11 protein-coding genes are annotated in these 12,058 nt (G+C 55.8%); 6 read left to right on the top strand and 5 right to left on the bottom strand.

What is annotated here, in order from left to right; genetic code table 11:
- The first annotated feature begins 115 nt into the window (after positions 1-115).
- On the top strand, positions 116-961 hold the full coding sequence (locus tag ABD76_RS04970; RefSeq protein WP_197254729.1) for a helix-turn-helix transcriptional regulator: 846 nt from the start codon (positions 116-118) through the stop codon (positions 959-961).
- Positions 962-1,133: 172 nt separating this feature from the next.
- On the top strand, positions 1,134-2,231 hold the full coding sequence (locus ABD76_RS04965; RefSeq protein ID WP_197254727.1) for a hypothetical protein: 1,098 nt from the start codon (positions 1,134-1,136) through the stop codon (positions 2,229-2,231).
- A gap of 97 nt (positions 2,232-2,328) precedes the next feature.
- Here ABD76_RS04965 and ABD76_RS04960 read toward each other — a convergent pair whose 3' ends face one another.
- Positions 2,329-3,480: a phosphodiester glycosidase family protein gene (locus ABD76_RS04960; RefSeq protein WP_197254726.1), complete on the bottom strand. Its 1,152-nt coding sequence runs from the start codon at positions 3,478-3,480 to the stop codon at positions 2,329-2,331.
- Between the two features lie 213 nt (positions 3,481-3,693).
- On the bottom strand, positions 3,694-4,458 hold the full coding sequence (locus ABD76_RS04955) for an acyl-[acyl-carrier-protein] thioesterase (RefSeq protein WP_197254720.1): 765 nt from the start codon (positions 4,456-4,458) through the stop codon (positions 3,694-3,696).
- A gap of 382 nt (positions 4,459-4,840) precedes the next feature.
- Here ABD76_RS04955 and ABD76_RS04950 point away from each other — a divergent pair, with 382 nt between their 5' ends.
- From ABD76_RS04950 to ABD76_RS04940, 3 genes are all read left to right on the top strand, one after another.
- Positions 4,841-5,452 (top strand): tropomyosin, encoded by a 612-nt coding sequence (locus ABD76_RS04950; protein ID WP_338125052.1) that lies wholly within the window; start codon positions 4,841-4,843, stop codon positions 5,450-5,452.
- A 188-nt stretch (positions 5,453-5,640) separates the two neighbouring features.
- On the top strand, positions 5,641-6,345 hold the full coding sequence (locus tag ABD76_RS04945; RefSeq protein ID WP_206765524.1) for a futalosine hydrolase: 705 nt from the start codon (positions 5,641-5,643) through the stop codon (positions 6,343-6,345).
- 2 nt (positions 6,346-6,347) lie between these two features.
- On the top strand, positions 6,348-7,181 hold the full coding sequence (locus ABD76_RS04940) for a 1,4-dihydroxy-6-naphtoate synthase (RefSeq protein WP_197254718.1): 834 nt from the start codon (positions 6,348-6,350) through the stop codon (positions 7,179-7,181).
- A gap of 123 nt (positions 7,182-7,304) precedes the next feature.
- On the opposite strand, the gene ABD76_RS04935 is transcribed toward ABD76_RS04940, so the two are convergent.
- A complete protein-coding gene (locus tag ABD76_RS04935; protein ID WP_197254885.1) occupies positions 7,305-8,093 on the bottom strand; it encodes an arylamine N-acetyltransferase in 789 nt (262 codons plus the stop codon).
- 703 nt (positions 8,094-8,796) lie between these two features.
- On the opposite strand from ABD76_RS04935, the gene ABD76_RS04930 reads away from it, so the two are divergent.
- The gene (locus ABD76_RS04930) at positions 8,797-9,846 is read left to right on the top strand and encodes a lytic polysaccharide monooxygenase (protein WP_197254717.1); all 1,050 of its coding nucleotides are present in this window, start codon (positions 8,797-8,799) and stop codon (positions 9,844-9,846) included.
- Between the two features lie 807 nt (positions 9,847-10,653).
- On the opposite strand, the gene ABD76_RS04925 is transcribed toward ABD76_RS04930, so the two are convergent.
- Together ABD76_RS04925 and ABD76_RS04920 are read right to left on the bottom strand one after the other, a co-directional pair.
- Complete coding sequence (locus ABD76_RS04925) at positions 10,654-11,880, bottom strand: RtcB family protein (RefSeq protein WP_197254715.1); 1,227 nt, start codon at positions 11,878-11,880, stop codon at positions 10,654-10,656.
- Positions 11,881-11,895: 15 nt separating this feature from the next.
- Positions 11,896-12,054, bottom strand: a complete 159-nt coding sequence (locus ABD76_RS04920; RefSeq protein WP_197254713.1) for a hypothetical protein — start codon at positions 12,052-12,054, stop codon at positions 11,896-11,898.
- Positions 12,055-12,058: the final 4 nt, after the last annotated feature.

Below are 12,058 nucleotides of genomic sequence, written 5' to 3'. Positions count from 1 at the left end.
TTCATCCGTACTGGCTATGTTGTCGGAATTTATTTTGTCATAGCGATTATCCTATTACAAGTTGTTGTTTATCCTAGTATAATAAGTACCAGATTAGAGGTGTGAGGTGCCATCAATGAATTCACCGACTCGATTGCAAATGCTGTCGGAGTTCCTGCGCGCCAAGCGGGCGCAGCTCCTTCCCCAATCGGTAGGGCTCCCGGCAGGAACCCGGCGCCGTACCCCCGGGCTTCGCCGCGAGGAGGTCGCCCAGTTGGCTGGCGTCAGCACGACCTGGTATACCTGGCTCGAGCAAGGACGGGATATTCAGGTGTCGGCTTCGGTGCTGGACAGTGTCGCGGCCGCCTTGAAGCTGACCGTAGACGAGCGCAAATATTTGTATGCCCTGGCCTTGGAGGGAGGGGCCGGCCCCGCCGTGCGGGAAGAGGAAGAACCGCAGATCAGCCCCGCCCTGCAGCGGATTCTGCAGGAGCTGCGGCATTGCCCGACGATCGTGTCGGATCGGCGCTGCCATATCGTCGGCTGGAACGAGGCGGCGTCTCACGTCTTCCTCGATTTCACCGCCATTCCGCCCGAAGAGCGGAATATGATTCGCCTGCTGTTCACGCGCAAGGAATTCCAGAGTCTGGCGGTCAACTGGGAGCATTTCGTCAAAGGATTCCTGTCGATATTCCGGGCGTATTATGGCCAGTACGTAGAGGATGAATGGTATGATCGCTTCCTGGAGGAGATGAAGGAGGTTCACCCGGACTTCCAGCGGCTGTGGAACCAGAGCCAGGTAAGCACCGCCCCGGAGGTCGTCATTGAGTTCAGACATGCCCGGGCGGGGAAGATGCTATTCCATTTGACTTCCCTGCAGGTGCAGGGCGACGCCGATCTGCGCTGCAGCATCTACACGCCGGCGCCCGAATCCTCGACCGAATTCAAACTGGTGAAGCTGATGGACCGCAGAGAAAATTAAATAATGATTTTGCGCACCCAGGTTGTACATCATGGTTCCCAAATGCCTAATAAAGTGAAGGCGCGAATTCCAAACGGAATCGGAGGCTGGAAGGCGGGAAAAGCCGCCGGTTCATCCGGTTCCCGTTCGCGTTCGCGCTCTTCGCCAATCACTTAGATGGAGGCGAACATGAATGATGAGATGCAAGCAGCCTGAATTATCCGCAAGCAAGATGGATGCGGCTTATCCATTCCAAGAAGTTGCCGCCGCGGCGCCAGGCAGCCGCCGCAGACTGATGCTCAGCGATAATCCGGAGGTGCTCGATGCCGCCAGCTTCCCCGAAGCGGGCGGGACGATCTGGCACGATGCGGTCCAAAGCGGCGACGATCAGGTGAAGCATCGGGTGATGGGCTGGCATATCAATCAGACCGGCAAGCCGTTGCGTTTGGGCCTGACCCTGGAGAATCAATCCGAAGCGAACGCAATCCAGATTCGGGATATCAAGCGAGAGGTGCGGATCGTGGACGCGTCCGCGAATATACTGATCGAAGCGGGCCAATGTCTGGCCGCGTCCTGCTTGGCCGGGACGATGGAAGATCATGCTGCGGCCGATTGCACGCCGTTGTCGCAGGAGGTCGGCCTGATCGAAGCCCGGGAGGTGCCGCATGGCCATCTTATCGGCTTCATTTATGAATTCACCGTCTGCCGGAGTTCAGGGGAGGGGCCGCTTCATTATGTCGTGCGGACCGCGGCCAGCCGCAGCGCCGATGCCGATCTGAGAACGATCGTATCGGAGCCGCTCTCTGCCGCCGGGCAACCGCATCCGCGCGGCAGTTGGCCGTTCTCGGAAACGTTGGCGCTTATGCCGGAATACGAGGTCGGCGGGACGACGCATAATTATCGCGCCTTGGCGAAATCGCGCCAATTCGGCGGCAGCCCGCCCGCAGACCTGCTGTTCACGGCCGGCAGCAGCGATCCGCTCAGCGGCAGCGGAGCGGTGAACAATATCGCCCAATTCGGCGCGGTGTACACGGTGAGCCTTCCCATTCGGAACGAGACGGGCGCTCCGGCCAAGGTCCACATTTGGGTGAATCCGCGCGGGGGGAAATATGCCGGCGCCGTACGGCACGGCGGGGAGGTGTTCCGCATTCCGGCGCTGCCGACGAACAAGGATGCATGCCGGATCGCCGAATATGAGGCGCCCGAAGGCCTGTCCGCTTTCACCTTCTCCCTCATGACCGCCGGTGAATCAAATACGCCGCTCGGCATATTCGTGACGACCGCCTCCTAGCACGAGCAAGGCCCACGCTCGCCTGCCGGCGTGGGCCTTGTCCGTCGCGAACCCGAGGCAGGAAGCCGCCAACGCGTTCATGCCTCCCGCCTATCTATCAGTTGCCGTAATGGACGAGCAGCGCGTTGCTGATCTCCCGGCCAGGAGAGGTGATATATTTGCCTTTGTAATACAGCCCGCTTGATGCTCCGCCATCCAGATTCATCGCCTGCTGCGCACCGGCCTGCTTCATCATCTGTGCGAGCTCCGGAATCGTGGCCCCGGAAGTCGTCAGCAGAATCAGCTTATGGTTCGGCGTTACGCCGACAGCGCTGCGCGCGCCGCTGTTCGTCAATATTTTCGGATCCTTGAAGCCTTCCGGCACCGGGTCGACGCTGACCTGACCGTTCGTCACCAGGCGCGGTCCCGCTTGAAGCGCGCCTTCCACATCGCCTTCCTCGAAGCGCTGCGGGAACTCCTTGCCCTTCACGAACTCCACCTCATTATCCTTCGTGAACACAAGCACGGTTCGGCGGTCGGCCGGACTTGGATGCACCAACTCGCCCTTTTTCACGATATGGCCGTACGGAGGCTTATAGCTCGACTTCGTATACGCATCGAAAAACGTCCCGTTCATCGCCACCGCCGCCTTGCTGGTATCCGCCATATGCTTCAGGCTGTCCACGGAGCCAATCTTGCCTCCGGCCACTGCCACGTCGAGCCGGATTTTCGGATGAAGCAGATCAACCTCCACGATCGAAGCCGACATCCGCTTCTTGCCGACGGTAAATGTTTTCTGCTTCTGTTCCAGGGGAGCAGCGGCTTGGTTAAATCGCTCCATGGAGACGACCGGCAGCGTCTGTGTCCCCTTGTCCGTAGCGAACACAAGCGCGGAGGCCGCCTTGTCCCACTTCATCTGGATCTTCATCGCCTCTCCGACAAAGCGAATCGGCACATAGGTCGTCCCTCCCTCGACAAAAGGCGCCGCATCCATCTGCTTCACCGCGTTATTGACCTGTGCCTTCTTGCTCCCGACCGTCAGGGACAACGTGTCCTCATTCGCGCGCACATCGATGGGCTGGGCAGCCTTGTCCCATTTCACTTGATACTTCAGTTGCTCGCTTAAGTATCGGATCGGCACGAAGGTGCGGTTCGCCGCCGTATCCATAAACCCGACGCTGCGCCCCGCGGCCTGCGTCTCGCCATACTGGCCCAAGACCGCCGCGAGGAAAGCGGCCCCCAGTACTGCCATGATTGCTCTCTTTTTCATTCTCTCTGCTCCCATTCTCTTCTGATGAATGCCCGGCAGAGACGGTTCCCGCCTCAGGTTCCCCGTCCCTGCCTTCTCGAGCCGTTAACCGTGTAAATGTTACCATATAGGACGTTTTACCCACAAACCTTATTTTTACAGTCTCTTTGACCGATGTCTTCTTTCCTGGATAAAAAAGAAAACAGGAGCCCATGTCGCTCCTGTCCGTGGCTGCTATTCCACTTCGTTCCGCTGCATTTCGTCCCGATCCGCTGCAAGCATCGCATCGAAATACGCCGTGCCTTCCTCGGATACCCCGGTGATGAAGCAATGACCCTCCTGCCATGCGGAGCGGAGGACCGCAATCTTGTCGTTCAAGACCGCTTCCCGGTGATACGTGATGCGGAAGCGGGACAGCCCCCGTTCCAGTTCCTCTGGCTGCATCGCATCGAGGCAAATATCGCCAAAACGCGCATTGTTCAGATGCCCGTTCATGTCGATGCTGCTTAACCGCACCGTCATATCATAGGCATGCTCCCGGTTCAGGCCGGCCGGAACCTCGACCTTGCGCGGCATGCCGCCTACGCAATCATCGGGATGCACCGGCAGATCGTAAGGACAGGCCGATGCGCGAAGAATGCGGCGCTTGTTCAGATCGACCAGCACCCATGAGGTCCGGGCCTGCGCTATCCAGTCCGCGCCATCCGGGCCATAAATGCGGAAGTCGCGCTGCCACTGAACGCCCGTGGCCCCCCGGTTCCATGTCACAATCTCGATCGTCTCGCCATAGACGGGAAGCCGTTTCCATTCCAGATCGATCGTAACCAGCATCCAGGCCATGCCCTGCCGGATCATCTCGTCCAGCGATACCCCGTAGTGCCCAAGCTGCGCATCGCCCGCCCGCTGCATCCATTCGAGCAGCGTCGACAGCTTGCACTCCCTCTTGTAGTCACAATTGTCCGAATGTATGTAATGCTTCTCGCGCCACTGTACTCCCATGTCCGAACATCTCCTTGTCTCCGTTGAGCCTTCCTCGCCTTCCGCGAGTCGAACAGCTTTATTGTACCTCAAGCGGATGGCAGGAGGGAAATGCATGACCCGGGACGAGCCTGCAGCGTCTGATTACTGCAATATTCTTTGACCAATCCTATGCCCATTCTATCGCTCGAACAATACTTTGCCGTTCTCCCATAATGAGCAATCCTTGCGCCCCCTCCATCTGAGCAACCCTTAGCGCCATTCTCCCCTCTGTTCAGGAAAAAACAATGTTCGACAGGTTATCCCCTTGAATCAGAAGGATCTTACTGCGCGACCGAGAAGATATATCCCGAACGATACCGCATCGCCCCAAATCGACAGCGGCTGTGGTAAAATAAAAATCATGCTATGGGAAAGGACGGTTACGATGAGCGAGCAGCTTCTTCTCACGATTGTTCAGGAACTGCAAGGTCTGAACGGGCGGATCGATAAGATGGACAAGAGATTCGATCAGGTTGAACAGCGCCTGGATAAGATGGACCAGCGGTTCGATCAGGTTGAGCAGCGTCTGGATAAGATGGACCAGCGGTTCGATCAAGTCGAGCAGCGCCTCGATAAAGTCGAACAGCGTCTAGACAACATGGACAAACGGTTTGATCAAGTTGAACAACGCCTCGATAATGTCGAACAGCGTCTAGACAACATGGACAAACGGTTTGATCAAGTTGAACAACGCCTCGATAATGTCGAACAACGTTTAGATGGCATGGACAAGCGGTTCGAACAGGTTGAACAACGCCTTGACACGATGGACTCGCGACTGGAAGCTATAGAAATTGAGGTTAAGCAAGCAAATGCTTCTCTGTCCCAAATAGAGCAGTCGCAGCCAAGCGATATCTATTCCATGCTCCATCTCATTTCCCATAAAGTCGATTCCTTGGCCAAAGATATAGAATACACCTATCATAAAACGGCTCAACATGAACTAGAGATCAACCGCCTTCGAAACCAGTAGGTTTCGGGGCGTTTTTTATGCGATGCACATCGCTGTCTTTATATGTTACTATAAACATATTCTTAGGTGCAGGGTTACCCTACGTCTAAAATCCTGTCCAGACTCCCTTTACTTCCGGGCGGGAACCGGATAACGTGGAGGTAGGACAACGTTCCGGCTGGAACTACATGCAAGGAGAGTCAGTTCATATGAGTTCATATCATAACGATAAGGTGGATGCCTCCCCTCTCCGCAACGAGGTAGCGGGAACGGGACATCGCATCCTCATTGTAACGTCCGTGCCCGCCGAGCGGTATGCCGTCCTGCGCGGGTTGGGCGGAGACGCCCGCTTCAACGTAATCGTCGGCGGCGTCGGCACGGCCGCAGCGGCAGCGAGCACCGCACGGGAGCTGGCTGCCGCTCATTATGGAGCCGCCGTATGCGCCGGCATTGCGGGCGGCTTCCCGGAGCGGGCCGAGGTCGGCTCCGTCGTGGTGGCCAGCTCGATCATCGCGGCCGACCTGGGGGCGGAGACGCCCGACGGCTTCTGCAGCGTGGACGAGCTTGGCTTCGGTTCGGCCCATATACCAGTCGATGCCGATACGGCCGAGCGTATCTGCCAAGCCATGCAGGCCATTCCGCTGCAGGCATGCACCGGACCCGTGCTGACCCTGTCCACGGTGACGGGCACGGCCGAGACGGCGGCGATGCTGGCGCAGCGGGTGCCCGGGGCCGCCGCCGAAGCGATGGAAGGCTACGGTGTCGCTGTGGCCGCCCGCCAGTTCGGCTTGCCGGCATTCGAGATCCGGTCGATCTCGAACGCGGTCGGCCCGCGCAATCGGGCGGCATGGCGCATCCCAGAGGCGCTGAAAGCATTGGAAGCCGCTTGTTCAGTCTTACCGGAGGTGCTGTAATCATGAAAATTGCCTTTTCCCCTTGTCCGAACGATACGTTTGTATTCCATGCCTGGGTGCACGGGCTTGTTCCCGGAGCGCCGGATCTGGATGTAACCTATGCGGACATCGATATTACGAACGGTCTGGCCGCCAGCGGTCAAGGTCCGGAGGTCCTTAAAATCTCGTATGCGGCGCTTCCCTGGGTGCTGTCCGATTACGCGCTGCTCCCATGCGGCGGCGCACTCGGCAGGGGCTGCGGCCCGCTCGTTCTGACGAAGGAAGCCGGAAGCGATCCGGCGGCGCTCAGCGGCCGGCGGGTAGCCGTTCCGAGCGAGCGCTCGACGGCCTACCTGCTGTTCCGCTTGTGGGCGGCGAAGCATGTACCCGGCGGCGTAGGGGAGATCGTCGTCATGCCGTTCCATCAGATTATGCCGGCGGTGCGCGACGGTCATATCGACGCCGGACTCGTCATCCATGAAGCGCGCTTCACCTACCCGTCTTACGGGCTGACCCTGCTGGCCGATATGGGAAGCTGGTGGGAAGCGGATACCGGTCTGCCAATCCCGCTCGGGGCGATCATTGCCCGCCGGACCCTGGATGCAGGCAGAATCGCCGAATGGACCCGCGCATCCGTGGAATATGCCTGGGCGAATCCGGAAGCGTCCCAGTCGTACGTGCTGCACCATGCGCAGGAAATGGATCCGCAAGTGGCGCAAGCGCATATCAATCTCTATGTGAACGAGTTCACTGCAAATCTGGGCGAGGACGGATACGCAGCCGTGGATGCTCTTCTGAGAAGAGCGGCAGAGGAAGGGCTTGTGCCATCCTTCGATCCGGCTCTGCTGAGGTTGTAGGTTGTAACCTTCCGTTTGTCGCCAATCAGTTCTTTCGAGTTAAGCTGAACGGCCCCGGATCAACCGAAGAGAGGATAAAGAGCGCCCCGCATGGAGCGCTCTTTATGGCATCCGGCCGCGAGCTTAACTGAGCACGATACCAAAATAGATTTTTAACGCCTCATCATATTTCTCCTTCGTCTCCGGGACAAAGGTGTGAACGCCATCGGCCGTGAAGATGCGAAATTCATCTCCAGCGAGGGTATTGCGTCCTTCACGAGTACGGACGGCAGCCATCGCTTGCTGGGTAAAAATGGACTCCGGCGCATACTCGCACCAGAACGAAGGCATGATGAAATCCCGCGCGAGCTGCGGTTCCTCCGTAAAGGAATAGAGACGGCTCCACCCGTCCCGCTTGAACTCGAACAGCATCCAGCCATAGTCCGGATCCCGCTCCAGCCGATAGCATTCCTCCCCCTGCCACTGCTCCAGGCCCGCTTCGATGCGCACCGGCCGGCGCGGAACAATTCCGCCTACCCCGACATCGCACAGGTATGTCTCGCCTCCTGCCTCGACTTGCAGAACCTGGTGGCGGCGCTTGGGCGGAAGATGCGGTTCATCCCGCCAAAAGCGGGCCATCAAATCGGTGACGGAATAACCAAGCTCCCGAAGCAGCCATCCGAATAGGGCGTTGAGCTCGAAGCAGTAGCCGCCCCGGCGGCGGGTTATAATTTTATCTATAAGATCAGGAATGTCCAGCGACAACGGCACGCGGTTCAAAATATCAAAATTTTCATAAGGCACGGCATGAAGATGACATTCCTGCAGATCGGCCAGCACACCGGCACTTCCATCAAGCGGACCGTCATAGCCTATCCGCTTCAAGTAAGCGCATACATCAGACTTCAAATAATCTCGTCTCTCCAACTTGATCGACTCCTTACCTCTATGTTTCCTCCCATCATAGCAACATCCACATCTCCCAACAAGATGGTACGGAATTTTTCGCCGAACGATTATATAATACTATCTTACTGGAATCGAAGTCTTCTTTATAGTGCTGAAATAAAGTGACGGAAGACAGATATCCCTCTTCACATTCACGATAAGATGGAAATTCGGCCTCGGATAATCCTCCAATCAAAGGATGCAATTTGACTTTATTCCAAAATAATGAAAATTGGTTATAGCCAATTTGGTTAAAATTTTGTAATATAAAACCAACGAATGTCCCGCTTTACGACCCTTCTGTCGAATCTTAAGGAGTAAACGCGGCGACACGAAGCCTTCATCGTGAATTCGACTTCTTTTTCGGTACCTTATAAGCACAATCTGTCTTTGTGATAAATGCCGCCAACATGTGACAGCTCCAGTCCAACCTGACTATCAACAATAACAATCTGCCGGCAGTTCCAGCTGCCACTTCATAACCTGACTTCTGTTATCTAACTGTACATGACACTATTTTTCGTCCTTTTTAACGATTCCTTTTCTTTTTTTGGAGAAAAGTTAAAACGAGATAACTTTATTTTAAAACGTTTACATTCTATGAAGGAGGTGGTCTTCTTTTCAAAAGCAACGATCCGGCGTTGTGTAAGGCTTGTCCGAATAATTTCAACTTTTAGGAGGTATTGTTATGAATCAGTTGCGAGTATGGAATCCGCTAGCATCCAAAGTATCCCCGCTATTTGTCGCTTTTGGCGCTGTATTGGCCGCCTTCTTCTGCATGGTGGTATTCGCTGAGCAGGCGTCCGCTCATGGCTATATCGAATCCCCGCACAGCCGAGCCTATCAATGCAAGCTCGGGGAGAACACCAATTGCGGACTCGTACAATACGAGCCGCAGAGCATCGAAGCAAAGGGCAACTTCCCGATCGGCGGTCCGGAAGATGGCCATATCGCCGGGGGCGGCGTGTTCCCGGAATTGGATGCGCAATCTTCTACCCGCTGGAATAAGGTCAATATGAACGGCGGCAACAACACTTTTACTTGGGATCTGACTGCGCCGCATGCCACGAAAGAGTGGAAATACTATATTACGAAAAAAGACTGGAATCCAAATCAGCCATTGACCCGGGCCCAGCTTGAGCCAGACCCGTTCTGCTACTATAATGACGGCGGGCAAAAGCCTAACAAGTCCGTATCGCATCAATGCAGCGTGCCGACAGATCGCAGCGGCTATCATATCATCCTCGGTGTCTGGGAAATTGCCGATACCGGCAATGCGTTCTATCAAGTCATTGACGTCAACTTGAACAATGGTTCCGGTGGCGTGACGCCATCCATTCCTGCAGGCATAGCTTCGCCTTCGCAGACGGAGACGAGCATCTCCTTGACATGGAGCCCTTCTTCAAGCCCGAACGGAATCCAGCAGTACGAAGTCTATCGCAACGGCACCCTGGTCGGAACGACGGCACAGACCTCGTATACCGATACGGGACTAACTAAGAATACTTCCTACACATACACAGTAAGAGCCGTCGATACGGCAGGCAACAAATCGCAGCCCTCCGCGGCTCTGACCGTCAAAACGTTGGGCGACAGCGGTTCGCAATATCCAGCTTGGGACGCAAGCAAGATCTACGTTGCAGGTGACCGGGTAGCGCATAATGGCGCTGTCTACGAGGCACGCTGGTGGACATCCGGCGAAGAGCCAGGCCAAGCGGAAGTATGGAAAAAGCTTTAAAAGTCTGGTGAAAAAGTCCGCTTAAACAGGTCTTTCCCACGGTTTTGTCGAATTTGTACTGTAACAAATAATCGAGAGAGTGATTGAACATGAAAGCCTATAAGTCATCGGCTGTCCAGCCTTACGGTAGTAGGTTTATTCGTATGGTCAATAAAGTATCGAACAAACGTTGATGACGATTCACTTAAGTATGGGAGATATATGATTTATCTGCTCGTCTTAGAGGTAGCTTTCCTGGTCATCTACGATTTATTATAAGCAAAATACTTGGCTTCCCATCAAAGTACCATCGTTGTAAAGATCTTGCTCCATGGTCATCCTCCTAGAAAAAAGCCCGGCTAATGGGAGGCCACTGAAGAACTTAAGGTTTTGACGGTACCAAGTAGATGACCCTAAACCAAAGACGACCGTTATTCCTGAAATACGGTCGTCTTTTCGCTGTCTATATTAGATCGCCATCGCATCTTGTAACTCCATGCCAGCAAGACCTGAAGATGACGCTACCCGTGCCTATGTTTGGGTTCACTGTTCTTTGCTTCAATACCTTTCCTTCCTCAAACGCCGCGGTGCAAGCTGAGCGAGAGATAAATTTCCATTTTGCTTTTGACAAAAATCATCATCTCCCCGTACTATTCCCGTTATTTTTACTTTTGAAGCTCTATGCCATAAGTTTCATTGAGAGCACCCAAATCTTATTGCCGCAGATCATTAATCAATATATCCCTGTGGTACACGAAAAGAAGCAGGGCACAGTGCCCTGCTTTTTATGTGAGGCTAGTGATAAGACGAAGGGGGCGACTTACATGCCTAGTCTTTGTATGGATCGAACTCGTTCGCTCCGGCCATGCAGACGCCGATTGGCTTGAGCACATGCAGCACGTCGAGCGTGTTCCGGTGCGCATCGAGCACGTCCTGCAGCTTGCGGTAGACGAATGGGCTCTCGTCGGTGCCTGCGCCGCGCAGCTCGACGCCGAAGCTCCGGACCGCGGCCTTCATCTGCTCCGGCGTGATCTGTCCGCCCGTCCGGGTTCGGGTCTTCCAGTTCATGCGGCCGGCGGCCTGGGTGCGGCTCATCATCCGGCCGGCGCCATGAACCGTGCTGTAGTAAGCGTCCTGATTCTCCTCCGAATCTTTGCCGCGCACGATGACGGAAATATCGCCCATGCTTCCGCCGATGAAGCCAAGCTGCCCGGGCGCTGAAGGCGTTGCCCCCTTGCGGACGACGATGGTGTCTCGTCCGTTATGCTGCTCTTGCCATGCGAAGTTATGGTGATTATGCACTTCGAAATCCGCCTCCGCCCCGAGGATGGACAATACCTGGCCGATGACGTAGTCCCGGCCGGCATAGGCGTACCGCCCGGCCAGCTTCATGGCGCGGTAGTACATGTCGCCGAGTTCGCTGTCCAGTTCCAGCAGCACCGGCGGCTGATCCATGCTCTCCCCTGGCGCCTTGCCGAGAAATTCCCGCCCGGCGGCCAGATTCAGGAACCCGCTCGCCGTCTTGTGGCCGAAGCCGCGGCTGCCAAAATGATTCCCGATCCACAGCCTCCCGCTCTCCGGCTCCACAAACAGGTCGACATAATGGTTGCCGCTGCCCACGGTGCCCAATTGGTTGCGTGCCAGCGCCTTCAGCGTGTCGTGCTCGCGGCGGCCAATCGCCTGATAGACGGCCCAGTCCGGGTCGTCGAACAGCTCGTGATCCACCGGCTCCTCATTGTTGCGGCCGACGCCGAACGATATTTTGCTCGCAATCTCATCCATGATCGCGCCGATCCGCGGCTGGATATCGGCGGCGTATAGATTCGTCCGCACCGCCTTATTGCCACAGCCGATGTCATAGCCGACGCCGGAAGGCGAGATTTGTCCATCATACACGATGACGCCCCCAATCGGCTGGCTGTAGCCTTTATGATGGTCGGCCATCAAGAGCGCCTGGACGACGCGCCCGTGGCGCGCGCATGTTATCGCCTGGGCGACCGCGCTCTCCTCCGGCTGGCCCCATACCCGTACGCCGTCGGTTGTTATATATGCCATTGCTTGCAACTCTCCTTATTCTGCATCAGTGGTTGATATTTGATCCTCTATCGCATCCAAGTCGATCCCCAGATCCAATCCTTCAAAATCTTCTTTTTCGATACACATTCGTCTGTTAATCAATGCGGACATCACCTTGAAAAATAATGCATCATCATTGATATGCTTTTTCAATATT

Origin of the sequence: Paenibacillus dendritiformis (genome assembly GCF_015845845.1) — a bacterium.
Lineage (GTDB): Bacteria > Bacillota > Bacilli > Paenibacillales > Paenibacillaceae > Paenibacillus_B > Paenibacillus_B dendritiformis_C.
Note: the sequence above shows the minus strand (reverse complement) of the source record. Positions and strands in the feature narration are given on the sequence as shown.